This window comes from Pseudomonas sp. NPDC096950 (assembly GCF_044762525.1).
In the GTDB taxonomy this organism is placed as follows: domain Bacteria; phylum Pseudomonadota; class Gammaproteobacteria; order Pseudomonadales; family Pseudomonadaceae; genus Aquipseudomonas.
In genome coordinates, this window is record NZ_JBIWEL010000014.1 from 89625 (window position 1) to 113314 (window position 23690).

The window sequence follows — 23690 nt, forward strand, 5'->3', positions numbered from 1 at the left end:
GGTCGCGAGATCGGGGGCGTTTTTGTTGAAGCGGCGAAGTTATTTCGCTTTCACACCTTCAAACGTGATGTACAGATCAACCGCATCGGACTGTGGACCCAGGTCCATCATCTTGCCGAAATCAGAGCGCTTGATGCTGGTGGTGCCTTCGAAGCCCGCACGGTAGCCGCCCCATGGATCCTTGCCTTCGCCCAGGAATGTGGCTTTGACCACGATTGGCTTGGTCACGCCGTGGAAAGTCAGGTCACCGGCTACATCAGCAGTAACTTTGCCATCGGCATTTTTGCCGGTGGTTTTCACGCTGGTGGAGACAAACGTCGCCTTGGCGAATTTATCCACTTCCAGGAAGTCTTTGCTGGAGATGTGCTTGTCGCGCTCAGCGTTGTTGGTGAAAACGCTGGCGGTGTTCACGTTGAACTCGATCTTGCTGTCTTCTGGCTTGGCAGCGTCGAAGCTGAACTTGCCGTCGATATCCTTGAAGGTACCGGTGATGTAGCTGTAGCCCAAGTGGCTGATCTTGAAGTCAACGAAAGCGTGCTGGCCAGCCTTGTCGACGGTGTAGTCAGCGGCCATAACGTTAGCGGACAGCAGGGCCGAACCGATTGCCAGAGCGGCGAGAGTCTTTTTCAACATGCTTAATTTCCTTTGGAGTCGAGGTTGAATGTCAGGCTTTGCGACCCAGCATTCGCTTGAGGGTCACGTCACGGTCGATAAAGTGGTGCTTCAATGCTGCCAACGCATGGAGACCGGAAAAAATTACCAGCGCCCACGCCAGGTACAGATGAATCGCACCCGCGGTATCTGCCTGGTCCGGTAGTCCGGAAACCAGTGCAGGCACGTCAAACCAGTCAAACACCGGAATCCCGACACCCTCTGCGGTGGAAATCAGGTAACCGGCAATCATCACAGCGAACAGACAGAGATACAGAAAAGCATGCCCGAACTTGGCGCCCAGGCGCGTCATGCGGCTGTAGCTGGTCAAGGTCGGCGGTGGTGGGCTGATCAAGCGCCACACCACACGAAACACCATCAGCGCCAGCAATATCAGGCCGATGCTCTTGTGGATATCCGGTCCTGCCTTGCGCCAAGGGTCGTAATAGCCGAGACCGACCATCCACAGACCCAGGGCGAACATACCGAACACCGCCAGCGCTACGCCCCAATGCATGAAAATGCTGACCCAGCCGTAGCGAGAAGAAGAGTTTCGTAATTGCATTGCCGAGTCCCTGTAAGTGCTGGCCCAAGACTATCGAGTTATCTATCGATTTAAAGCGGAAAATTTCGCTTTGAAATATCGAGAAATACGATCAAGAGTCTCTTAGGGATGGGTTAAGGAAAGATTAAAGGCCAATTTCCCGAAAAATGTGGCTCACGTGAAGAACACCCTGGCCACGGGATTTATTCGTAGCTGACCGCAATTTTTCCGTTGGGGGCCTGCCCGGCCCTTCCTCGCTCAGGTCGGCGGCACCGATCCGAGCGCATGATGGCCGTCGCGCCCGTTTCTGTATCACCTGATGTGAGATGAATGTTTTTAACACAAGCAATAAATATGTATGACCATTCAAGTATTTGAACTTGATCAAATGAAACCTCAACCATTCATTATCAAGGTGAAATACATGGCCATTCGTTATACCCCATTTCAAGCAAGTGGTTCGCCGGTATTGCCGCCCAATCAAACAATGTCGCCGGGGCAGTACCTTATGTCCGTGAACGGACGATTTCGATTGGTATTGCAAGCGGATGGAAATCTGGTCATCAAGGAGGGTGAAACTATAGTCTGGATTGCCGATGGCAATCAGATTTACAGCAGAACCTTGCATCAGAAAAGAATGCGCGAGCCTCTTCAGTTAGTGATCAGCAACAATGGTTTTCTTTATGATCCGTCCAGAAGGCGTTTATGGATTGCTGAAAGCACCCATAGCATTGATAAATCGCTTTGGTACAACACTTGTATGGTTATTCAAGATGATGGGAATCTGGTCATTTACGATCAGCGCACGGGAGATCTGTGCTGGGCCCGCTCTGGGTTCATCCCTGGTCGCATTCCAAAGCCGAAGCCGATCAACGTTTTGTTTGAAGGCATAGAAATTAAAACTTGGAAATTCTCATTAGGCCCTCTTTAACCATGATAAAAACATCTTAGACAGCTAAGGACCTTTAATGGCAGGAGGTGGCTGCAAACAATCTGGCTTGTACGGATCCATCTGGCATTTATGGGTCAATTCAGGGTTGTGTGCTTGAAGAACTAGTCGACCATCTACACAACCAGAAAGCGCGATCAATACCATTACTGCTACTAGTGTTTTCATAGACCCTCCAGTTTCTTGAAGAGCATAGAGATTGAACTCAAACGCTATCTATCATTTCTTTCCGATTCATCTGTGGGAAGTCTCTGATGTATCGCTGAAGCGTGTAGGACCGGCATATCTCTACTTGATAGATGAATAAAAAAAAGCGCGACCCTAGGGCCGCGCTTTCTTTCAACTCAAAGCCTTACTGCGCTTTGGTATCCGTTGCTGCCGGGGTCGTTGCAGCAGGCTTGGCCGCTGGTTTCTTCGCCGGTTCAGCTTTCTTCGCTGCGGGTTTGGCCGGAGCTTTCTTGGCATCGGTTTTGGCCGCTGGCTTCTTCGCCGCAGGCTTGGCCGCTTTTTTTGCTGGCTCGGCTTTCACCGGTGCTGCTGGCTTCGGTGCTTCCACTGGCGCAGGGGCCGGGGTTGGCACTGGAGCAGGCGCCGGTGCTGGCGGAGCTACAGGTTCTGGCGCCTTGACTGGTTCCGGTTTCTTGTCGTCATCCGAGCCACCGAACAGGTTGGTGAAGAAGTTGCCTTTCTTCGCCGCCACTGCGCCGGCCGCTGCTGCGGTCGCCGCTGGAACAACTTTCGCCGGCTCAAACGACTTGCCCGCCGCCAGGTCTTCAACCTGACTCGCCGCACGCTGACCGGTGCGCAAGGCCCCTTCCAAGGTGCCTGGGTACAAGGTGTCGGTGTGTTCGCCAGCAAAGGCTACGCGTTGCAGAGGACGTTCCCACAGGCGCCAGTACTTGCTGATCTGGCCCGGACCGAAGGCCAGGTAAGCGCCACCCATCGACGGGTCGGTGCTGTAGCGGCGGATTTCATAACCGGTGAACGAACCACGGGCCTGTGGATAAAACGCGTGCAGACGGATCAGCACCTGATCGACCATCTGCTTGTCGCCGAAGGCCTGCATCACGCGAGCGTTGTCGCCGGACAGGTTGATCACCACGTTGGCGCCGCCCTTCAGTGCCGGTTCTACCCACAACATGCCGAGGCCGGCGTTGCTGTAGATCTCGCCGGACATCCGCGCCTTGCTTTCCCACACGGGCGTCTTGAACTTCAACATGATCTGGTCGCGCCAGCCGTAGTTGGTGCCCTTGATCGCGGCCATGTGCTGGGCATCCAGCGACGGGGTCATGATGATCTTGCTCAGTGCGCGCAACGGCACGGCGACCACCACGTAGTCAGCCTGGTAGCCCACGCTGCCGACCTTGACGGTCACGCCGTCCTTGTCCTGGGTGATGGCCGATACCGGGGAACTGGTCTTGATGGTTTTCAGCTGTTTGACGAAGGCCTGGGCCAGGACCGGGCTGCCGCCGAGCAGGCGCGAGGCACGCAGGTCACGGTCGGAAACGCCACGGTAAACCCGGTTTTGCTGGGCGAAATACAGCAGCGACAGGCGCGAAGGTTCGTCGTAATGGGTACGAATCTCCTGGTTGACCAGTTGGCGAGCCGTGGCCGGCAAGGCCAGACGGTCGAGCCAGTTGGAAACGTTGATCTGATCCAGGGCGTGCAGCGTGCTGTTGGCTGCCGGGTTCTGCGGATCTTCGATCGAGCGTGCCAGGTCATCCACGGTTTTTTCGTAGCGCTTGAGCGCTTCGGCCGTCACCGGGTCCTTGGTGGCCAGGTCAGCGGCGGTGAAATACACGCCGTCGATCAGGTAGCCCGGCGTACGCACGAACTCAGGGGCTGGCGTGGTGCTCAGGCTGAAGGTCGAGACGTACTTGTTCAGTACCGGCTGGGCCTTGTCGTTGCCGATCCACTCGCTGGTGGCCATGCCGGAGCGACCGCCCAGGCTTGGCTTGGCTTCCAGCAGGGTCACCTGCCAGCCTTTGTTTTGCAGCTCGTAGGCCGCGGTGAGGCCCGAAAGCCCGCCGCCGATCACGATCGCCGTTTTATCCTTGGCCAGCGCCGAAACGCTGAACAGCCCCAACATCACCAGCGCACAGGCGCGCAGCCAACCAGCAGACATTCAGCGAACTCCGGAAATACACGAGAAAAAGCGGTTTTGCGAGCCAGACGACTCAAAGAACCGCGAAGAATACGTCAGCCATCAAAACGCCGCCAGCGACGTCTATCGCCCCATACAAAGTAGCTCAATCGACACAATGGGTTGTCCCCGCGCGATGCATTGCATAGGCTTGCGCGATTGTTTGCCCGCGCCCGCCGCGGACCGCCTCGAGGAGACTGTAAATGGGCCTGAATAATCAGTGGATGCAACGGGACCTGGCCGTGTTGTGGCACCCCTGCACCCAGATGAAAGACCACGAACAGCTGCCGCTGATCCCGATCAAGCGCGGTGAAGGCATCTGGCTGGAAGACTTCGAAGGCAAGCGTTACCTCGACGCTGTCAGCTCCTGGTGGGTCAACGTGTTCGGCCACGCCAACCCGCGGATTAACCAGCGCATCAAGGACCAGGTCGATCAACTGGAACACGTGATCCTCGCCGGTTTCAGCCATCAACCGGTGATCGAGCTGTCCGAACGCCTGGTGAAGATGACCCCGGAAGGCCTGACCCGGTGCTTCTACGCGGATAACGGCTCGTCCTGCATCGAAGTCGCGCTGAAAATGAGCTTTCACTACTGGCTCAATCGCGGCCAGCCGAACAAGAAACGCTTCGTTACCCTGACCAACGGCTACCACGGCGAAACCATGGCGGCGATGGCAGTCGGCGACGTGCCGCTGTTCACCGAAACCTACAAAGCCCTGCTGATGGACACCATCAAGGTGCCGAGCCCGGATTGCTACCTGCGCCCCGAAGGAATGAGCTGGGAAGAACACTCGCGCAACCTGTTCGCCGCCATGGAACAGACCCTGGCCGAGAATCACGACACTGTCGCTGCCGTGATTCTGGAGCCGTTGATCCAGGGCGCCGGCGGCATGCGCATGTACCACCCGGTGTATCTCAAGTTGCTGCGCGAGGCTTGCGACCGTTATGGCGTGCACCTGATCCACGACGAAATCGCCGTCGGCTTCGGCCGCACCGGCACGATGTTCGCCTGTGAACAGGCCGGCATCCGCCCGGACTTCCTATGCCTGTCCAAAGCCCTGACCGGCGGTTATCTGCCATTGGCGGCGGTGCTGACCACCGATGACGTCTACAGCGCCTTCTACGACGACTACCCGACCCTGCGCGCCTTCCTGCATTCCCACAGCTACACCGGCAATCCGCTGGCGTGCGCGGCGGCCCTGGCGACTTTGGATATCTTCGAAGAAGACAACGTCATCGAGAACAACAAGGCACTGGCCCAGCGCATGGCCACCGCCACCGCGCACCTGGTCGATCACCCGAACGTCGCCGAAGTGCGCCAGACCGGCATGGTCCTGGCCATCGAGATGGTCAAGGACAAAGCGACCAAGGAAGCTTATCCGTGGCAGGAGCGCCGAGGCTTGAAAGTGTTCAAGCACGCATTGGAGCGTGGTGCTTTACTTCGTCCGTTGGGCAGCGTGGTGTACTTCCTACCGCCATACGTGATTACCCCGGAGCAGATCGATTTCCTGGCGGAAGTGGCCAGTGAAGGGATCGACATTGCGACCCGCAATAGCGTCAGCGTGTCGGTGCCTGAGGACTTTCACCCGGGTTTCCGTGATCCGGGCTAGTACATTCGCTCGTTCCCACGCTCCGCGTGGGAATGCATCCCGTGACGCTCTGCGTCACATCCAGAGCGGACGCAGAGCGTCCGTGGCGGCATTCCCACGCAGAGCGTGGGAACGATCAAACTACAGAGACCCAAGATGAGACTGTCCCGCTTCTTTATCGACGCCCCCCTGAGCACCGGCGAGCACGAATTGCCCGAGGCCCAGGCCCATTACATCAGCCGCGTGCTGCGCATGGCCGAGGGTGATGCGGTGCAACTGTTCGACGGCTCGGGCCACGAGTTTCGCGGCTCATTGGTGGAAGTCGGCAAAAAACGCGTGGTGGTGCAGCTCGATGAAAGCTTCATCGGCCAAGTCGAGTCGCCGTTGCAGATCCATCTTGGCCAGGGTTTGTCACGTGGCGAGCGGATGGATTGGGCGATTCAGAAAGCCACCGAACTGGGCGTCACGGAAATCACCCCGATCTTCACCGACCGCTGCGAAGTCCGCCTCAAGGACGAACGCGCCGATAAACGCCTGATGCACTGGCGTCAGGTGGCGATCAGCGCGTGCGAGCAATGCGGGCGTTCACGGGTGCCGGTGATTCATCCGCCGCTGCTGTTGGCCGACTGGCTGAAGCAGACCGAGGCGGAATTGAAACTGGTGCTGCACCCGGTGGCGGAGCCGCTGGTGAGTCATGCGAAGCCGCAGACCCTGGCGTTCTTGATCGGACCTGAAGGTGGGTTGTCGGATGCGGAAGTGGATCAGGCCAAAGGGGCTGGTTTCCATGCCGCCCGGCTTGGGCCTCGGGTGTTGCGTACCGAGACTGCGCCGGTGGTGGCGTTGGCGGTGGCCCAGCAGCTTTGGGGTGATTTCTAAATCACTATCGCCCGTACCTGATCGTTCCCACGCTCTGCGTGGGAACGATCAGTCCGTGATTCAAAGGACGTAAAACAATATCGCCACAAAGTGCAGCAAGCTCCCGGCAATCACGAACAAATGCCAGATCCCATGGGCATGCCGCAGGCGATGGTCGAGGGCAAAAAAGATAATGCCCACGGTGTACAACACCCCGCCCGACGCCAGCCACGCAAAACCTGTGGAGCCCAGCGCCGCCAGCAACGGCTTGACCGCCACCAGCACGATCCAGCCCATCACCGCGTAGATCACGATCGACAGGATCCGCGCTTCCGAACGCGGCTTGATCTCCTGCAGGATGCCGATCAGCGCCAGCCCCCAGACAATCCCGAACAACGTCCAGCCCCACGGCCCGCGCAGGGTCACCAGGCAGAACGGCGTGTAGCTGCCGGCGATCAGCAGATAGATCGAAAAGTGATCAACCTTCTGCATAATCTCTTTCTTGCGCCCGCGTACGCTGTGGTACACGGTCGAGGCGCTGTAGAGCACCATCAACGTAAATCCGTAAATCGCCACGCTGACAATCTTCCACGGGCTGCCGTCCATGCTGGCAATCACCAGCATCCACACCACCCCGATCGTCGCCGCCACCGCCCCGACCAAATGCGTCCAGGCGTTCAATCTTTCCCCGTGATACATGAATCGCTTTCCTCAAAATTCGTTGCCGCATTGCGCAAGGCTCAGCCCTTGAGACTAAAAGCGCAATGTTTCAGGACACATATCCCCGTATTCCCAACATGCGTGCACAATCGAGCCATTCGAATAAGAGTCCGGCCCATGCTGATCGACGAAGAGTTGACCCTGAAAAAACTCGAGGTGTTCCTTGCCTTCATGCGCACCGGCAACCTGGCCCGTGCCGCCGCCGAGTTGCAGACCAGCAATGTCAGCGTGCACCGCGCCATCCACTCCCTGGAAAGTGCCCTGCGCTGCCCGCTGTTCAAGCACGAAGGCCGCAACCTGACGCCGCTGGAAAGTGCCTATGTACTGGAAGAACGGGCGCAGAAGCTGATTCAGGACGTGGTCGAAAGCGTGCGCCTGACCCGCGAAGCCGCCGGGTTCTCGGCGGAACGCTTCAAGCTCGGCTCGCTGTATTCATTAACGGTAAAGACCGTGCCGCAGCTGATCATGGGCCTGAAAATCCGTCGCAGCGAACTCAACATCGACCTGATCCTCGGTTCGAACATCGATCTGCTCTACAAGCTGAAGAACATGGAAGTCGACGCGATCCTGGTGTCCCTGGACGACAGCGTCAACGACCCGGACTGCGAGCATATTCAGCTGTTCTCCGACGACATCTTCCTCGCCACCCCGGCGGATTCGAAGTTTGCCCAACGGACCGAAGTCGATCTCGCGGAAGTGCGCGACGAAACCTTCATCACCCTGACCCAGGGCTTCGCCACGCACCAGGACGGGATTCGGGTGTTCAAACAGGCGGGGTTCGAGCCGAAAGTGGCGATGCAGGTCAACGACATCTTCACCCTGTTGAGCATGGTCAGCTCCGGGGTGGGTTATGCGTTGCTGCCGGGGAGGATTGCGGCGGTGTATGAGAACCGGGTGAAGCTGATTCCGCTGCAGGAAAAGTACCGGTTGCAGCAGCACATTGGCGTGGTGTTCCTGAAGGCCAAGGAAAGGGACCCGAATTTGCTGGCGTTGTTGGCGGAGTGTCGGATGTATGCCAATCGGAATGTGGTGGTGTGACTGAGATCCACCCCTCACCCCAGCCCTCTCCCCAGAGGGGAGAGGGGGAAAGGGAGCAGACCGCATGCTTTTCAGATTCTGAGTTCACCTCGATTTTTCAGGTCGATGTAGCTCTAAGAACAACTCGGTCAGTCCCCTCGCCCCTTTGGGGAGAGGGTTAGGGAGAGGGGTCGATCTAAAGCCCTACCCCACAATCCCGCGAACAATGAAGTACAACAACGAAGGCCCCAACAAACACCCAAGCCCGGTATGGAAAGTCGCCGTCAACGCCCCATAAGGCACCAACCGCCGATCCGTCGCCGCCAGCCCCGCCGTCACGCCGCTCACTGTCCCGGCCAACCCGCCAAACACCATCGCCGAACGCGGGTTATCCAGACCCATCCATTTCGCCGCCATCGGCGTGCCGACCATCACCAGAATCGCTTTGATCAACCCGGTGGCAATCGACAACGCCACCACGTCCGAACTGGCGCCAATCGCCGCCCCGGTCACCGGCCCGACGATGTACGTCACCGCGCCCGCGCCGATGGTGGTCATGCTGATCGCATCGCGATAACCGAAGGCCCAGGCAATGCTCGCGCCGACAATAAACGGCAGCACCGTGCCCAGCAGCAGCGCAATCGCGCCGACCAACCCGGCCTTTTTCGCTTCGGTGGCTTGCACTTCGAACGCCGTGGCGACGATGGCGAAGTCCCGCAGCATGGCGCCGCCCATCAAACCGATGCCGGAGAACAACGACAGATCCGCCAAACCTTTTTGCCCGCCGGTCATGGTGCCGCCAACCCAGGCCAGCACCAGACCGATGACGATGGCAATCGCCGAGCCGTGAATCCGCCCGTAGGTCAGGCGCTTGGACAACACCACCGACACCCACATGATGATGCCGACAAACGCGAACGCAGTGACCAGACCATTGGCAGTCAGGCCTTTATCAATGACTTCCCACATATCAGCGACCTCCTACTGGCGTGCCGAGCGGGGTCACTTCCGCCGGTTCATCGGGCAAGGGTTCGCCTTTGTGAGTCCGGCTGATCAGGGCAATGGTGCAGCCGCAGATCACCACCGAACCGATGGCCGCCAACACCGCCACCGGGCCACCGTGCAACGCGGTCACGACGTTCTGTTGCGCCGCCATCGCCACCACCACCGGAATGTACATCGCGCCCCAGAAGCCGACGCCCATCTCGCAATCCTTGGTCATGCCACCGCGTTTTTGCATGTACAGCCGCGCGCAGATCAACAGGATCATCGCGATCCCGACCCCGCCGACGTTGGACTTCACGCCCAATAACATGCCCAGCGCATCGCCCATGATCACCCCTGCCAGCGTACAGATCGCCAACAGCGCCACACCGTAAATAATCATTGTTGTAGTCCTCAAAGTGCATCGTCGAAGTTGTTGTTTTTGTGCTTCGCAAGCCTGAGTCGGTGTTCTAAAGTTGGCGGTTTCCCTCCTCACGCAACAGCGCTTGCAAGGTATCCAGCCGGGCACCGTCGAAGGCAATCACGGTCCCCTGCTCGAACACCCGGCGCGCCAGCCCGGTCAACACCGCACCGGGCGGCAATTCGATGTGTAGACGTACGCCACGCTCGTAGGCGCTTTGCACGGTGCCGCGCCAATCGACGACACGACACATGTTGAAAGCGAGGTCATCGCGCAGGGCTTCGATGTTGACGATGGGCCGGGCGCGACTGCCGCTCAGGTAGCCCATCGTGGGTGTTTTCAGTGTCACTTTGGCGAAGGCTTCGGCCAGTTTTTTGGCCGGCGCATCCAGTAGCGGACAGTGCGACGGCACGCTGACCGCCAGACGTTTGGCCAAACCTGCACCACGACTTTTCGCCAACAGCGCCACGGTTTTCATCCCTTCATCGCTGCCGGCAATCACCACCTGGTTATCGGCGTTGATGTTGGCCAGGAACACCGGCGTTTCGACGCTGTGAACCTGCACCAGCAAGGTTTCCACGGTGGATAAATCCAGACCGATGATCGCGGTCATGCCGTAGCCCTGTGGATAAGCTTGCTGCATCAGCTCACCGCGCAGGCTGACCAGATGCAGCGCATCGCTGAAGCTCAATGCGCCAGCGACCACCGCTGCCGGATAGGCGCCGATGGACAATCCCGCGACGTAATCCGCCGGTACCTGCAATTGCCGTGAAGCCGCGACGCCAGCGATCAACAGGCAAAGCTGAACCGCCCTCGTCGACTTCAACGCTTCGGCGGAATCCAGCAGCAACGCGTCTTCGCCCAGCGCTTCACTGGCCTCGGTCACCGTTTCCCGAGGCAAACGCTGCAGCATGCCGGGCTGCTGCGCGCCTTGGCCGGGAAACACCAGCAGGCTGCTCATGCGGCTTGCTCCTGAGGGTTCCAGGGGTCGATGACCAGACAGGCTTCCCGGGCGTTTTTCAGCAGCACCCGACGTGCCGGGCCGGCCCATTCGCGCAAGGCGACGGCGCCCAAAGGTGTCTGCAATTGCATGTCCACTTGGCAGGCGCAGGTATCGAAAATCCTTACCCACTCCTGAGCCTGTTCACGGTCCAGCGGTTGCGGCGTGCGCAGGATCAAGTCGAGATCGCTGCGCTCATGCAAGGCCTCAACACCACTGGCCAATTCAAACCCGGCGCTGCCGCTGATGCCCCAGATCCAACCGCTGGCATCCAGCATCGCCCGTAGTTGCGCCAGGGCACGCAAGGCCGGCAGATCCCGATCCAGCGAGACATGGCAAAGCTCTTCCGGTTTGATCCGACGCTGAATCGAATCCACCGACATCACCGTCGCATAACGCTGTTCCCGCAACGGCCCACGCACTCCGACCGCAATCTGACCCGGCGCGCTCAACGCACGCCGAACTACCACAGGCTGACCTGCACCGAGGGATTCAATCGCCCACTCGGGTGCATCCACAGGCAAATGCGCCGGGGTCATGCCCCAGAGCAAGTCGTGCGCCAGAAACGTATTCACCACTGCGCTCTCAGCAGTTCGCGAACCTTGCTCGACGCGGTACGGTTGCTGGCGCCCAAGCGGCTGCTCAGGTCGCGACCGCTCGCGGCGACATCATTGATCGCCTGATTCAGGCATTCCGTCACGCGGGTCAGATCCTGCGCCGTCGGCTGTTCAATCTGTTCCACCGACAAGGTTTCCCACAACAAACCGAGGCTCGCGTAGCTGTCGATGTCATACGCCATCGGCGGCACGCTGGCGGCCAAGGCTTCCAATTCCTCGACGCTGCGCAAGGTCACTCGCGCCGCCGAGGCCTTGCCCATCGCATGCACCATCACGCCCGGATCACGCAGGGCGATCAACCGATTGGCTTGATAACCGTGAGCCAGAAACGCCCCGGACATCGCTTTGCCCACCAGAAGACCGATCACCGCGTGACCAGCCAGACGTGCGCGAGCGTAACTGTCCGCCGCACCGGCCAATGCCTGATGAATCCCGAGGGCTTCTTCGCGGCGACCGTAGGCTTGGCTCGGTACATCGACGATGGCGATCAAGGCGCGTTTTTGCGTTTTATCGCTGTCAGCGGCGATCACTTCATCCACGGCTTTGGCCAAACCCCAGCCTTCCAGCAAACCGACCTCGCCATTGCGAGCGCGGGCGAAGCGGTTGTCGGGGTCAGTCACCACCGCAATAAACCGCACGGATTGATCGCCCAACACGCCGTCAGCCACTTTCAACGACGCCGGCAAACCCTCGACCGGTTTGGCGCCAGCACTCAAAGCATTGAACCAGTTCAAACCTCTCATGCGCCCTCTCCTTGATACAGATCGCGAACCACCGACGGCTCGATTTGCGGCTCGGCGTCCAGACGCGCCAAACGTTGCAGGAACAGCGCGGATTGTTGGCTACGCTGCTTCGCGGGCACGCCTTGCTTGAGCAATTCGCTGACCTGCTGCTGAATCTCTGCCACGTCATCGGCGGCATAGCGATCCACCAAACCACTGGCAAACCGCTGCTCGCCACCGGTCAGGCTCCAGATGAAAGGACGGTCGCGGGAGTCGTACTCCTCAATCCCGGCCTCCTGTTCGATCACCTGCGGACCGTTCAAACCAAGCCGTGCTTCCTGGGTCACCAGCAAATAACTGCACAACCCGGCGGCAATCGACATCCCGCCAAAGCAACCGACGCTGCCCGCCACCACGCCAACCACTGGCTGGTACTGACGCAAATCGACAATCGCTGCATGAATATCTGCAATCGCCGCCAGCCCGAGATTGGCCTCCTGCAACCGCACGCCACCGGTTTCCAGCAGCAGCACAGCGCGGGTCGGAATACCGTTGCGGTTGTCTTCCGCCGCCAGTTCCAGCGCACCGGCCATCTTCGCCCCGCCGACTTCGCCGAGGCTGCCGCCCTGGAACGAACCTTCAATCGCGGCGATGACCACCGGCAATCCGCCGATGCTGCCCTTGGCGATCACCACGCCGTCATCGGCCTGCGGCACCACGCCTTGGCGCGACAGCCATGGCGACATGATGCGTTGAAACGGATCGAGCAATTCGCGGAAGGTGCCGGCGTCGAGCAAAGCTTTCGCCCGCTGGCGCGCGCCGAGTTCGACAAAGCTGTGTTTATGAAGGAGGTCAGTCATGGCCAATCTCCTCAAAACCTTGTTCCAGACGCAGGCGCACCACGCCCGGCGTCGCGCCGAAGTCGTGGATATCAATCGCCATCGCCGGTGGTGTCTGGCCATCGAACATCCGCGCAAACAGGTGCTGCCAGCGCTGTTCGGCGCCATTCACCGAGGTCTGCACCTGGATGGTCAGTTTGCCGGCCTGACCCGGTTCGATCAGCACTTCCAGATCGCCCGAGCCGACACAGCCCACCAGCGTCCGGCCCCGGGGCGGCTGCCCGGCGGGGAATTCAAAGGATAAGGTTTCCATCAGAAAGCTCCGGATTCGATGCGGTCGATGAACAGGCAAGCGGCGAGCAAATCAGCAGCGCCGCCCGGCGAGGCGTTCAACGCGATTAATTGTTCATCCAGTTCATGCAAGCGCCGACGACCGCCGAGGCTGGCACTGCCGCCCGCGTCGAGCACGGCTTGGGCGCCGAGTTGCATGGTTTGCAGGCCGGTTTCGCCGGCGCGGTAGAGCACGCAGGTGTCGGCCAGTCGGGTCATGATCGCCAGCAAGGCGTCGAGGCGAGCGTTCTGTTCGCCGTGGCCCAGGGCGCGGCTGCGCTGGAGTTGGGGCAGTGCGCGTTGCAGCACGGAAGGGAAGCCGAGTTGCGCTTCTTCACGGGCGCCGCGCGCGCCGTAGCGTTGGGCGACTTGGGCGCCGTGGCTGTGCGGACGCGGGGCGAAACGGTCATCGAGTAAAGCCAAGCGTGCGGCGCGCAACGTCACCGCGCCTGCCTTGGTATTTGTGCTGTCCAGCGCCGCCGCAGCGACCAGCAGGCCCAAGGCCCAAATCGCCCCACGATGGGTATTCACGCCGCTGGTGGTGGCGAGCATCGCCTGCTCCCCTTCCCGGCCAATCCGCCCGAGGGCTTCGCGCAACGGCAATCCAACCTCGCCAAATTCGATAGCGGCTTCAGCCATTTCCTTGAATGCCGGCCACAGAGACAGCGCCGACGCGTGCATCAATCCGAGGTGCAAATCGGTGTGGGCGCCATTGCCACGACGGTCCACCAGCGCCGGTTTCGGCGACAGGTCCGCTTCGTCGATCAGCGCGTCCACCGCCAGATCCGCCAGCCGATCAGCTAGGGTCAGTGTTTTGGGTTGCAGGTTAAGTGCGTGCATTACCAGCTCCTGAACTTGGCGGGCGGGTTGTAGAGGCCACCGGACCACTCCACCAGATCGGCCACGCTTTTCGCCGCGAGCAGTTCGCGGGTGGCGTCGGTACGGCGAATGCCGAGGTCTTCGGGCAAGGCGATCAAGCCTTCGCGGCGCATACGGGCTGTGTCTTTCGGGTTGTGGCGCATGCCGATCACCGTCACGCCTGCGACCGCAGCGATCATCGCCTGGCGTTCTTCCAGCGAGCGCGCCTTGTACAGATAGGCGATGCCTTCTTCGGTCAGCAGGTGGGTGACGTCGTCGCCGTAGATCATGATCGGCGCCAGGGGCATGCCGCTTTTGCGCGCCACTTCCACCGCGTCGAGGGTTTCGACGAAGGTCGGTTTGCCGCCCTCCTGGAACGTCTCGACCATTTGCACCACGAGTTTTTTACCGCGTTCGAGCAAGGCTTCCGGCGCATCGTCGTGGCGCATGTCGAGCCAGGCAGGCGTGCCATGGCGGCGACCGCGCGGGTCGTGGCCCATATTCGGCGCACCACCGAAACCGGCGAGGCGTCCGCGAGTCACGGTGGAGGAATGCCCGTCGCCATCGACTTGCAGGGTCGCGCCGATAAACAGGTCCACCGCGTATTGCCCGGCCAATTGGCAGAACATCCGGTTGGACCTCAGCGAGCCGTCGCGCCCGGTGAAAAACACGTCGGGCCGGGCGGCGATGTAGTTTTCCATCCCCAGTTCGGTGCCGAAGCAATGCACACTTTCGACCCAACCGCTTTCAATCGCCGGGATCAGGGTCGGGTGCGGATTGAGCGTCCAGTTGCGGCAGATTTTGCCTTTGAGGCCGAGGGATTCGCCGTAGGTCGGCAGGATCAATTCGATGGCGGCGGTGTTGAAACCGATGCCGTGGTTCAGGGATTGAACGTTGTGTTTTTCGTAGATCCCGCGAATTGCCATCATCGCCATCAACACGTGCACAGGCTTGATGTGGCGTGGGTCGCGGGTGAACAGCGGTTCGATGTAGAACGGCTTGTCGGCGACCACGACGAAATCGACCCAGGACGCGGGGATATCGACGCGGGGCAGGTCGGTGACATCGTCCACCAATTGGTTGACCTGAACGATGACGATGCCATCGCTGAACGCGGCCGGTTCGATCAATGCGGGCGTGTCTTCGGTGCTCGGGCCGGTGTAGATGTTGCCGGCGCGGTCGGCCATGAAACCGGCCGAGAGCACGACGTTGGGGATCAGGTCCACCACCAGCCGCGCATAGAGTTCGATGTAAGTGTGGATCGCGCCGATTTCCAACAGGCCGTCTTCCAGCAACTGGCTGATGCGCAGGCTCTGGGTGCCGGCGAAGGAGAAGTCGAGCTTGCGGGCGATGCCGCGTTCGAACAAATCGAGGTGCTCGGAGCGACCGACGCTGGGCATGATCATGTGCAAGTCATGCAGCTTCGCCGGATCAGCCTTGGCCAGGGAGCGCGAAAGGAAATCCGCCTGCTTCTGGTTATTGCCCTCCAGCACCACACGGTCGCCGGGCAGAATCAACGCCTCCAGCGCCGCGACGATGTTCTCGGTGGGCAACACCACACCGTCGGCCAGGCCTTTAACCAACTCAAGACGCCGCTGCTTCTCGCTGCGCCGCCGCGTCCATCGCGCGTCGGGGGATATTGTTGTTGTCATGACCACTCCACGGGTTCGCTGTCGTGGGGTCACCTTAGGAGGGTTGGGTGTGGGGCATCAATCAAGCAGAGTGTTGGATTGTTACGGTTAGGGTAATGGTTGGTCTTGGGGTCTGTGGGTATCAGTTAAAACCACCCCTCACCCTAACCCTCTCCCCAGAGGGGCGAGGGGACTGACCGAGTTGTTCTTGGAGCTACATCGACCCGAAAGACCGAGCCGAACTCAGGATTTGAAAGGCGCAGCCGTATAGATCTGAAATGTCCGGGTCGAACTCAGGATTTGAAAAGCGTGGAGATCTGCTCCCTTTCCCCCTCTCCCCTTTGGGGAGAGGGCTGGGGTGAGGGGTGGATTTCAGATACGCCTGGTTTTTATGTTCAAACACCCATCCCAATCGACCAGTCCCAAAAAAGGACCGATCAGTCCCTTTTTGGGACTCTTCAACCCTTCCCAGCCGAATGGGGATTTGTGTTTAAAAGTTGCGCCACAGGAGGGGTCAGCGGCTACGTGGTCTGGCGTTGTTGCCTACAGCAATGGGGGAAGCCGCTGACTGGTGGGGTTTTGCGTTGATCGTTATCGTTTGGGGGTCGCTGCCAATTCAGCGACCGGGTCTGGAATCCCGTGGTGTAGAAGGCGCGAAAGCGCCCCTCATGACGTATGCTTGCGCACCTTTAATGTGAGCATCCAGTTATGGCGGCTGTGCGCGGGAGACCTTCGGGTCTACCGGGTTTTCTCCACCTCGGGTTCCAGCCCGCGTACAGCTGCCACCCCTTCGGCTGGAACCGAGGGAGCAGCTGAAACTCATTACTGGAGATTCACTATGTTCAAAGCCACTCCCAACCCCCCGGAATCCGGCACCAATCCCCAAGCATCCCTCGACACAGAAAAAATGAAAGAAGCCGCCGACCGCGCCTTCGCCCACTACTTCCCTCCTGCTGAAGAAAAACGCTCCAAGCGCCGTAAATACAACCTCTTCGCCGTCGCCCCGGATATCAACGACCCCGAAGCCATGCTGGCCAATGCTTCCGAAGATCTGCTGTCCATCAGCGCGATTGCGGCGGATTTGGCGGACGATGTGGAAGGCACACGCCGTTCGGTAGCCTTGGCGATCAGCCGTTTGAGTGACGGTGTGCAGTTGTTGGTGGAGCGGGTGCTGGATCACCATGAGGCGATGGCTGAGGGTAAGGTTTAGCCGCTAATTCTTCAGTGAATTGAAGGCCGCTTTCGCGAGCAGGCTCGCTCCCACAGGGGAATGCATTTCAAATGTGGGAGCGAGCCTGCTCGCGAAGAGGCCAGAACAGTCACCGCAGTTCTGATCGTTCCCACGCTCTGCGTGGGAATGCAGCCCGGGACGCTCCGCGTCCCCTCCAGAACCGAACGCAGAGCGTCCGTTGAGGCATTCCCACGCGGAGCGTGGGAACGATCAGTGGGCTAAGCCGGCGGCGACGAGCAGTTCTTCCAGCGCCAACAAGTCCGGCACTTTGGCCACTTGCTCCCCCACCTGCACCGCCGCTTGCTCCAACGGACACAACGGCACGTCCACATAGCTCAACTGACTATCGAGCTTGTAAGACCGAGGAATCCCCTGCACCAGCAGCGCAATGAATTTCAACTCCGGCCGCCCGCCGAGGGCATTGAGGATGACGATGCGCACGCGCTCGCCAATCACTACTTTATTGCCACACGCCGACTCGAAACTCAGCAACGGAATCTGCCGATCCCGCCACGTCACCAGCCCCAGATACCACGGCGGCGTATCAAGATCGAACGCCGCTGGCTGATAGTCGATCAACTCCGCGACGGCGACGTTGGGCAGGATCAAGTTGCGGTCCGCCAGGGGCAGCAACAGCCCGGTGAGGTTGCTGGTGCGGTGTTCAAGCATGGGTTTTGCTCCACAGGGCGATGCTTTCGAGCAGCACCGATTCCTGGTACGGCTTGCCGAGGTAGTCGTTGACGCCGATGGCCATGGCGCGGTCGCGGTGTTTCTGACCGGTGCGCGAGGTGATCATGATGATCGGCAGGTGCTGCAAGCGTTCGTCGGCCCGCACTTGGGTGGCGACTTCGAAGCCGTCCATGCGCGGCATTTCGATGTCCAGCAGCATCACGTCAGGCAGGTGATCTTCGAGCAGCAGCATGGCGTCGACGCCGTCCTTGGCGGTTAGTACGTTCATGCCGTGGCGCTCGAGCAAACGGCTGGTGACCTTACGCACGGTCACCGAGTCGTCCACCACCAATACCAGCAATGGCTTGTGCGGCTCGGCCTCGGCCTCCTGGGTCACCGGTCGTTGCGGCACGCGGGTTTGCATGGCACGGATCGGCGCCAGCAAATCCAGAATCAGCACCACCCGGCCATCGCCAAGAATCGTCGCCCCGGACAAGCCCTGCACCGCCGCAAATTGTGGGCCGAGGCTTTTGACCACGATCTCGCGGGTGCCGGCCATCGAATCCACCTGCACGGCGATGTGCCGTTCGTTGCATTGCACCAGCAACACCGGCAACGGCAGGCTCTGGCCCAGCAGTTTCGGGCGGGTGCTGGTTTTCAGCAGTTCGCCGAGGTAGCACAGCTCATAGTGCTGCCCGGCGTATTTGTAGGTCGGCGGATCGAGTCGGTAATGGCCTTCGAGTTCGTTGGGCAGCACGCGGACGATGCCGTCGATGGTGTTCAGCGGGATCGCGTATTGATCCTCACCGCACTGCACCATCAACGCGCGGTTGACCGACACGGTGAACGGCAGGCGAATGCGGAAATGCACGCCCTGCCCCGGCACAGAGTCGATAACCATGCTGCCGCCCAGTTGCCGCACTTCTTCATGCACCACGTCCATGCCGACGCCGCGCCCGGAAATCTGGGTGATTTTTTCGGCGGTGGAGAACCCCGGTTGCAGGATGAATTGCAGCACGTCGCGGTCGCTGATGTCGCTGTCCGGCGCGAGCATGCCGCGCTTGATCGCCTTGCGCCGCACCGCGTCCAGCGGCACACCGGCGCCGTCGTCGCGGATGTCGAAAATGATGTCGCCGCCCTCGCGCGCGAGGTCCAGCGTGATACGCCCCTGGGCCGGTTTGCCTGCCGCGATCCGCACTTCAGCAGATTCCAAACCGTGATCCACAGCGTTGCGCAGCATGTGTTCCAGCGGCGCGGCCATGCGTTCCAGCACATTGCGATCCATCTCGCCTTCGGCGTTGCCAACGACGAATTCCACGTCCTTGCCCAACTCGCTGGAGACCTGACGGACGATGCGTTTCAAGCGCGGCAGCATCCGCTCGAAAGGCACCATGCGCGTGCGCATCAGGCCTTCCTGCAATTCGGTGTTAATGCGGCCCTGCTGTTGCAGCAGGTTTTCCGCGTCCTGATTGGTCCGGTCGAGGGTTTCCTTGAGGTCGAGCAAATCGGAGGCGGATTCGAACAGCGCCCGGGACAGTTGCTGCAATTGCGAGTGGCGGTCCATTTCCAGCGGATCGAATTCTTCGTAGCCCAGGCGTTCGGCTTCGACTTGCTGACGGCTGAGAATCCGGCCCTGGGTTTCGGTGTCGAGGCGGCGCAGTTGGTCGCGCATCCGCTCGATGGTGGTTTCCATCTCGCTCAGGGCCACGCGGGCGTCGTTGACCTGCTGTTCGATGCGGCCACGGAAGATCGAGGTTTCCCCGGCGAGGTTGACCAGATCGTCGAGCAGCTCGGCCGAGACCTTGACCATGTCGGCGCCAGCGTCAGGCGCCGGAACTTCAATTTTGGCAGCCACCGGCACGACGACCGGAGCTTCGGGAACGGCTGGATGGCTGAAATTCTTGATCGCATCGATCAGCCGATCCGCCGGCGGACAGGGTTGCCCGGCGCGGGTGGCGTCGAGCATCTGCGCCAAACGGTCGTGGCTGCTTTGCAACAGCGTGAACAGCGCCGCCGTCGGTTGCAGCACCCCGGCGGACAGGCCTTCGTAGAGGAATTCCAGCTCATGGGCCAAATCGCCAATCGGGGCGATTTCCACCATCCGCGCACCGCCCTTCAGCGTGTGCAAATCCCGCAGTAGGGTTTCGACTTCCTGGCGATTCGACGGCTCGGCCTGCCAGCGCACCAGCGCCGCGCCGGAGTTTTCAATAATGTCGAAACCTTCTTCGAGGAAGATTTCCAACAGCTCCGGGTCATGCCCCGGTGAATCATGTTCGTGGGCCGGTTCGACGGTTTCAGCGGTGACGGTATTGCCTTGGCGAAACTCGCGAATCGCCGCAATCAGCTCGTCCGGATCACCCAGCGCTTTCTGGTTTTGCAGTTGCTCAAGCAGCACCGCCAAGCGGTCGTGACTGGTTTGCAGCAGTCGCGCCAGGGTTTCGCTGTGGCTATAACGACGGTCCACCAAACCTTCGTAAAGGTTTTCCAGTTCATGGGCGAGGTCACCGACTGCCTCGACTTCGGCCATCCGCGCGCCGCCCTTGAGGGTGTGCAAATCCCGCTGCAGGGACGACAGCGGCGCGGCGTTGTCCGGGTCGCTCAACCAGCGCTGCAAGGCCTGGCCGGCGCTTTCGAGGATATCCACGGCTTCTTCGAGGAAGATCGAAACGATCTCGTCGTCGTGTTCAATCTGCGTCGCGGTGTGCGAAAGCTCGGCGGTGGCGCTACCGAGTTCGCGAATGCTCAGGGTGCGGCTGCCGTCGCTGCGAATCAGGCCCATGGCCGACGGGTCGAGGCTGGTATCGAGCAACCCGCGCAAGGCCCGCACGCGTTCTGGTTGCGGGCTGACTTCCTGGCCGGCGGCCAGTTCGTCGAGCATGTTGATCAGCGCTTCGTGGGCACTTTGTGCCTCATGGAAAAAGGCGTCGCTGACCGCCAGGCTGCTCTCTTCCACCGCGCCATACAGGTCGAGCAAGGCTTCGCAGAGTTCATCCACCGGGTGCAGATCGGCGAGGTGCGCGCCTTCGCCGAGGGTGGTCAGTTCATCCAGCAATGCGCTGAGTTCCTGACGCTCGCCGGGGTGTTGCTGCCAACGCTGCAACAGGCTTTCAGCGTCGAGCAGGATGTCCATGCCCTGGGCCAGGAAGTTGTTGATCAGTTGCGGATCGCGCTTGACCCGCAGCGCCCGGTTCGGCGCGCTGAGGATGGCTTGCAGGCGTTCGTCCAGCAGTGCATGGGTGCGTTCGATCAGCGAGCGGGCGTCCGGAATTTCCGCCAGCGGATCGGTCTTGAGCTGACGTAAACCGAGGCGAAACAACCCTTCGGCTTCCAGCAGCAATTCGACTTCATCCAGATCGAGGGCGATCAGGTGCGCCTTGTATTCGCGGGCCAGTTGATCCAGCGGCGCGGCCAGTTCGGCAATCGGCAATACGCCGGCCATCGACGCGCTGCCCTTGAGGGTGTGCAAGGCGCGCTGCAACTCGTCGCTGGCTTGCAGCGGCACGTGCTCGGCGGCTTGATCGAGGAAGCGATTGAGGCTGGCGAGGTGGGTTTCGGCTTCGTTGCGGAAGATCTCCAGCAACAGCGGATCGAGGGCGGCGACGTCCTGGGTGTCCTCGTCGGACAGCGATTCATCGCCCTTGGCCAAGGCATGCGCCCGGGCGGCCAAGCGGTCCACGTCGTCGCGCTGGCGCTGGGCATTGGCGGCGAATTCGTTGATGAGTTCCGGCAACAGATTGAGTGCATCGGTCAGCAGTTGTTGCACCGCGAGCCCAGGCTTAACACTGTGCTCCAGCACTCGATTGAGCAGGTTTTCCATGGCCCAGGCCATTTCACCCAACACCAATGCGCGGACCATCCGGCCACTGCCTTTCAAGGTGTGAAAGGCACGGCGCAGTTCGCTCAACGCAGCGGCGTCGTCGGTGTTGGCCGACCAGCGCGGCAGGTATTCGTGCAGCACTTCGAGGACTTCGTCGGTTTCTTCGAGGAAGACTTCCCGCAGTTCATCGTCCACCGGTTCTTCGCCGGACGGCGGCGGCAACAGGCTGCCTGGCGTGTTCAGGGCGGGCGGGTTGACGGCGGACACCGGACTGGCCAACACAGCGGCCAGGGATTGCACGGTTTCGGGATCGTCCAGTTCTTGCAGGTCTTGCATGACCTGGGCTTCGTTGGGGCTGAGTACGTCTTCGAGCACCGGCACGAGTTTTTCGCTGGGGAAAAACCCGAGGGATGCGAGGCTGTTTTCAGCGACGTCGAGCAGTTGTTCGCTGGCCTCTTGCGGGTCGTCGTTCAGGCGTTCCAGGTAATACTCGATGCTGGTGATGACGTCAGCCAGGTTGTCGAGTTGCTGCCAACCGGGATGATCAGTGTCCACCAACAGGTGTTCGCGGATAAAGCCGTTGCAGGCTTCGATCAGGCTCGCGGCACGGGTCAGCGGAATCATCGCCAATGCGCCGCGCACTTGGGTCAGCAGCGCTGGCAAGGGCTGGAGTTGCTGGCGATCCCAATCGGCGTCGATGTAGTCGACGATCATGTCCTTGGCTTGTTGCAGGCAGATTCGTGCTTCGCGAATCACGATCTGGTGAATCTGGGTCAGGTCGGTGGTGGGCAGGCGGCTTTCTTCCTGGCTTTCCGGTTCTACGGTGCCGACCATTCCGGCCAGCGTCGCTTCGACGTAGAGCAAGGCGCCGGCCACGTCCATGAGGATCGCGTCGTTGGGCTCGCGCTGGCCCTGGGCAAGGCTCAGCACCACCGCCAGTTGATCGATGATGACCTTGCGCGGCTGGCCGAAGCCGAGCACCGCGAGGGTGTCGGCGATTTGCCGCAGGGGCGCCAGCAGGCTTTCGAGGTCCGAGGTGTGCTGGCGGTCGCTGCGCACGAACAGGTCCAGGCGTTCCTTGACCCGTACCAGTTCTTCGCACAAAGCGGCGAGCACCGAGCGCATGGCATCGCGGTCGGGGCCGGCGAGGCGTGCGCGTTCTTCGTCGACCATCGCGCTGTCGGGCAGCGCTTCGTCCAGTCCGTAGCGATCTTTCATGGTCAGCATCTGCCCGGTGGGATGTTCGGCTTTGGCAATGTAGAACAACAAGCTTTTCAGCAGCTCGGGCGGCGGCGCCTGATTGATGCCGGCCATGCCCTGTTCCAGCAAGCGTTTGAGTTCTTTGTCGGCGTCCTTGAACAGGCTGCGCAGCGCCGGGCTGTTGGCTATCGCGCCTTTTTGCAGGCCTTCGACCAACGCCGAAGCGACCTGCCACAACGGGCTCAGCGGTGCGTTACCGCACAACGCTTCAAGCCTCGCGAAAACTTTGGTCAGGTAATCCAGATTGGTTTCGCCATCCTGCTCGCGAAGCAAACCGACCAAGGCCATCTGCAACATTTGCCGCAACTTGCGCAGCACATTGGGCAAGTCTGCCGGTTCCAGCCGCGTCAGCTCTTCGTCGTCCAGGGGCGACAACTCTGGCAATTGCGGGCTGAACAGGCTGGTTTCCGACAACAGGCTTTCGCCCCGGGCACTGCGCAGATCGTTGATCAACGGCAGCACCACGAGCGGCAAATCCCGGCGTGCGCCTTGCACCCGGTCGAGGTAAATCGGCAGTTGCCCCAGCGCCTGTCTTAACAGATGAATGGCTTCATCGCGATGACTGACGCGGTTTTGTTGCAGGGCAGCGGTCAGTTGCTCCATTTCTTCGGCGAGCAGGGCCGCGCCGTAGAATTCGACCATCTGCAAACTGCCGTGAACCTGATGGATGCACGCCAGGCATTCACTCAGCGCGTGCGTCGCCTGCGGGTCATCCAGCAGTTGTTCCAACGCTTGATGAGCCTGCTTCAGCGTTTCGGCAATCTCGCCTTTGACCCACTCGAGGGCCACATAGTCGTGCCGATCACCCATAACCACTCCGCTCTCTATTTCTACCGCAGCAAT

Annotated in this window: 20 protein-coding genes; 5 read left to right on the top strand and 15 right to left on the bottom strand. The window is 60.5% G+C overall.

The features are described 5' to 3' along the window. Window positions 1-39: 39 nt before the first annotated feature. Together ACIQY3_RS20930 and ACIQY3_RS20935 are read right to left on the bottom strand one after the other, a co-directional pair. Window positions 40-633: a YceI family protein gene (locus tag ACIQY3_RS20930; protein ID WP_403022934.1), complete on the bottom strand. Its 594-nt coding sequence runs from the start codon at window positions 631-633 to the stop codon at window positions 40-42. Window positions 634-664: 31 nt separating this feature from the next. Continuing rightward, window positions 665-1216: a cytochrome b gene (locus tag ACIQY3_RS20935; protein ID WP_403022937.1), complete on the bottom strand. Its 552-nt coding sequence runs from the start codon at window positions 1214-1216 to the stop codon at window positions 665-667. Between the two features lie 337 nt (window positions 1217-1553). Between ACIQY3_RS20935 and ACIQY3_RS20940 the strand changes: the two genes are divergently transcribed. Continuing rightward, window positions 1554-2126, top strand: a complete 573-nt coding sequence (locus ACIQY3_RS20940; RefSeq protein ID WP_403022940.1) for a hypothetical protein — start codon at window positions 1554-1556, stop codon at window positions 2124-2126. Window positions 2127-2496: 370 nt separating this feature from the next. On the opposite strand, the gene ACIQY3_RS20945 is transcribed toward ACIQY3_RS20940, so the two are convergent. Beyond that, window positions 2497-4269, bottom strand: a complete 1773-nt coding sequence (locus ACIQY3_RS20945; protein ID WP_403022943.1) for a flavin monoamine oxidase family protein — start codon at window positions 4267-4269, stop codon at window positions 2497-2499. 221 nt (window positions 4270-4490) lie between these two features. On the opposite strand from ACIQY3_RS20945, the gene ACIQY3_RS20950 reads away from it, so the two are divergent. Then, a complete protein-coding gene (locus ACIQY3_RS20950; RefSeq protein ID WP_403022946.1) occupies window positions 4491-5897 on the top strand; it encodes an adenosylmethionine--8-amino-7-oxononanoate transaminase in 1407 nt (468 codons plus the stop codon). Window positions 5898-6032: 135 nt separating this feature from the next. After that, the gene (locus tag ACIQY3_RS20955) at window positions 6033-6752 is read left to right on the top strand and encodes a 16S rRNA (uracil(1498)-N(3))-methyltransferase (RefSeq protein ID WP_054044356.1); all 720 of its coding nucleotides are present in this window, start codon (window positions 6033-6035) and stop codon (window positions 6750-6752) included. Between the two features lie 60 nt (window positions 6753-6812). Here ACIQY3_RS20955 and ACIQY3_RS20960 read toward each other — a convergent pair whose 3' ends face one another. Then, complete coding sequence (locus ACIQY3_RS20960; RefSeq protein WP_403022949.1) at window positions 6813-7430, bottom strand: hemolysin III family protein; 618 nt, start codon at window positions 7428-7430, stop codon at window positions 6813-6815. Between the two features lie 138 nt (window positions 7431-7568). Between ACIQY3_RS20960 and ACIQY3_RS20965 the strand changes: the two genes are divergently transcribed. Continuing rightward, window positions 7569-8489: a LysR substrate-binding domain-containing protein gene (locus tag ACIQY3_RS20965; protein WP_403022952.1), complete on the top strand. Its 921-nt coding sequence runs from the start codon at window positions 7569-7571 to the stop codon at window positions 8487-8489. Between the two features lie 183 nt (window positions 8490-8672). On the opposite strand, the gene madM is transcribed toward ACIQY3_RS20965, so the two are convergent. From madM to mdcA, 9 genes are all read right to left on the bottom strand, one after another. Beyond that, window positions 8673-9437 (bottom strand): malonate transporter subunit MadM, encoded by a 765-nt coding sequence (madM, locus tag ACIQY3_RS20970; RefSeq protein WP_403022955.1) that lies wholly within the window; start codon window positions 9435-9437, stop codon window positions 8673-8675. A gap of 1 nt (window position 9438) precedes the next feature. After that, complete coding sequence (gene madL / locus ACIQY3_RS20975) at window positions 9439-9855, bottom strand: malonate transporter subunit MadL (protein ID WP_054044368.1); 417 nt, start codon at window positions 9853-9855, stop codon at window positions 9439-9441. A 67-nt stretch (window positions 9856-9922) separates the two neighbouring features. Then, window positions 9923-10834 carry a malonate decarboxylase subunit epsilon gene (gene mdcH, locus ACIQY3_RS20980; protein WP_403022958.1) on the bottom strand — a complete coding sequence of 304 codons (912 nt, stop codon included), beginning with the start codon at window positions 10832-10834 and terminating at the stop codon, window positions 9923-9925. Then, window positions 10831-11451 (bottom strand): malonate decarboxylase holo-ACP synthase, encoded by a 621-nt coding sequence (locus ACIQY3_RS20985; protein WP_403022961.1) that lies wholly within the window; start codon window positions 11449-11451, stop codon window positions 10831-10833. Before ACIQY3_RS20985 ends, mdcH begins: the two co-directional genes overlap by 4 nt. After that, entirely contained in the window at window positions 11445-12233 is a 789-nt protein-coding gene (mdcE, locus tag ACIQY3_RS20990; RefSeq protein ID WP_403022964.1) for a biotin-independent malonate decarboxylase subunit gamma, read from the bottom strand. The genes ACIQY3_RS20985 and mdcE overlap by 7 nt, the downstream gene beginning before the upstream one ends. Continuing rightward, window positions 12230-13072, bottom strand: coding sequence for a biotin-independent malonate decarboxylase subunit beta (locus ACIQY3_RS20995; protein WP_403022967.1), 843 nt, complete (start codon window positions 13070-13072; stop codon window positions 12230-12232). Before ACIQY3_RS20995 ends, mdcE begins: the two co-directional genes overlap by 4 nt. Further along, window positions 13065-13364, bottom strand: a complete 300-nt coding sequence (locus ACIQY3_RS21000) for a malonate decarboxylase subunit delta (RefSeq protein WP_054044377.1) — start codon at window positions 13362-13364, stop codon at window positions 13065-13067. The genes ACIQY3_RS20995 and ACIQY3_RS21000 overlap by 8 nt, the downstream gene beginning before the upstream one ends. After that, entirely contained in the window at window positions 13364-14221 is an 858-nt protein-coding gene (locus tag ACIQY3_RS21005; RefSeq protein WP_403022970.1) for a triphosphoribosyl-dephospho-CoA synthase, read from the bottom strand. Before ACIQY3_RS21005 ends, ACIQY3_RS21000 begins: the two co-directional genes overlap by 1 nt. Continuing rightward, the gene (gene mdcA, locus ACIQY3_RS21010; RefSeq protein WP_054044381.1) at window positions 14221-15891 is read right to left on the bottom strand and encodes a malonate decarboxylase subunit alpha; all 1671 of its coding nucleotides are present in this window, start codon (window positions 15889-15891) and stop codon (window positions 14221-14223) included. The genes ACIQY3_RS21005 and mdcA overlap by 1 nt, the downstream gene beginning before the upstream one ends. Window positions 15892-16708: 817 nt before the next feature. Between mdcA and ACIQY3_RS21015 the strand changes: the two genes are divergently transcribed. Next, window positions 16709-17080: a DUF6124 family protein gene (locus tag ACIQY3_RS21015; RefSeq protein WP_403022974.1), complete on the top strand. Its 372-nt coding sequence runs from the start codon at window positions 16709-16711 to the stop codon at window positions 17078-17080. A 231-nt stretch (window positions 17081-17311) separates the two neighbouring features. Here ACIQY3_RS21015 and ACIQY3_RS21020 read toward each other — a convergent pair whose 3' ends face one another. Together ACIQY3_RS21020 and ACIQY3_RS21025 are read right to left on the bottom strand one after the other, a co-directional pair. After that, window positions 17312-17770, bottom strand: a complete 459-nt coding sequence (locus tag ACIQY3_RS21020; protein WP_403022977.1) for a chemotaxis protein CheW — start codon at window positions 17768-17770, stop codon at window positions 17312-17314. After that, window positions 17763-23657: an Hpt domain-containing protein gene (locus ACIQY3_RS21025; RefSeq protein ID WP_403023006.1), complete on the bottom strand. Its 5895-nt coding sequence runs from the start codon at window positions 23655-23657 to the stop codon at window positions 17763-17765. Before ACIQY3_RS21025 ends, ACIQY3_RS21020 begins: the two co-directional genes overlap by 8 nt. Window positions 23658-23690: the final 33 nt, after the last annotated feature.

Bases quoted from the DNA above. Each gene is read 5' to 3' on its own strand.
- ACIQY3_RS21000 (WP_054044377.1), bottom strand. From the start codon at position 13,364: ATGGAAACCTTATCCTTTGAATTCCCCGCCGGGCAGCCGCCCCGGGGC.
- ACIQY3_RS20965 (WP_403022952.1), top strand. From the start codon at position 7,569: ATGCTGATCGACGAAGAGTTGACCCTGAAAAAACTCGAGGTGTTCCTT.
- madM (WP_403022955.1), bottom strand. From the start codon at position 9,437: ATGTGGGAAGTCATTGATAAAGGCCTGACTGCCAATGGTCTGGTCACT.
- ACIQY3_RS21020 (WP_403022977.1), bottom strand. From the start codon at position 17,770: ATGCTTGAACACCGCACCAGCAACCTCACCGGGCTGTTGCTGCCCCTG.
- mdcH (WP_403022958.1), bottom strand. From the start codon at position 10,834: ATGAGCAGCCTGCTGGTGTTTCCCGGCCAAGGCGCGCAGCAGCCCGGC.
- ACIQY3_RS20930 (WP_403022934.1), bottom strand. From the start codon at position 633: ATGTTGAAAAAGACTCTCGCCGCTCTGGCAATCGGTTCGGCCCTGCTG.
- ACIQY3_RS21025 (WP_403023006.1), bottom strand. From the start codon at position 23,657: ATGGGTGATCGGCACGACTATGTGGCCCTCGAGTGGGTCAAAGGCGAG.
- madL (WP_054044368.1), bottom strand. From the start codon at position 9,855: ATGATTATTTACGGTGTGGCGCTGTTGGCGATCTGTACGCTGGCAGGG.
- ACIQY3_RS21015 (WP_403022974.1), top strand. From the start codon at position 16,709: ATGTTCAAAGCCACTCCCAACCCCCCGGAATCCGGCACCAATCCCCAA.
- ACIQY3_RS20960 (WP_403022949.1), bottom strand. From the start codon at position 7,430: ATGTATCACGGGGAAAGATTGAACGCCTGGACGCATTTGGTCGGGGCG.
- ACIQY3_RS20955 (WP_054044356.1), top strand. From the start codon at position 6,033: ATGAGACTGTCCCGCTTCTTTATCGACGCCCCCCTGAGCACCGGCGAG.
- ACIQY3_RS21005 (WP_403022970.1), bottom strand. From the start codon at position 14,221: ATGCACGCACTTAACCTGCAACCCAAAACACTGACCCTAGCTGATCGG.
- ACIQY3_RS20945 (WP_403022943.1), bottom strand. From the start codon at position 4,269: ATGTCTGCTGGTTGGCTGCGCGCCTGTGCGCTGGTGATGTTGGGGCTG.
- mdcA (WP_054044381.1), bottom strand. From the start codon at position 15,891: ATGACAACAACAATATCCCCCGACGCGCGATGGACGCGGCGGCGCAGC.
- ACIQY3_RS20995 (WP_403022967.1), bottom strand. From the start codon at position 13,072: ATGACTGACCTCCTTCATAAACACAGCTTTGTCGAACTCGGCGCGCGC.
- ACIQY3_RS20950 (WP_403022946.1), top strand. From the start codon at position 4,491: ATGGGCCTGAATAATCAGTGGATGCAACGGGACCTGGCCGTGTTGTGG.
- ACIQY3_RS20940 (WP_403022940.1), top strand. From the start codon at position 1,554: ATGACCATTCAAGTATTTGAACTTGATCAAATGAAACCTCAACCATTC.
- mdcE (WP_403022964.1), bottom strand. From the start codon at position 12,233: ATGAGAGGTTTGAACTGGTTCAATGCTTTGAGTGCTGGCGCCAAACCG.
- ACIQY3_RS20935 (WP_403022937.1), bottom strand. From the start codon at position 1,216: ATGCAATTACGAAACTCTTCTTCTCGCTACGGCTGGGTCAGCATTTTC.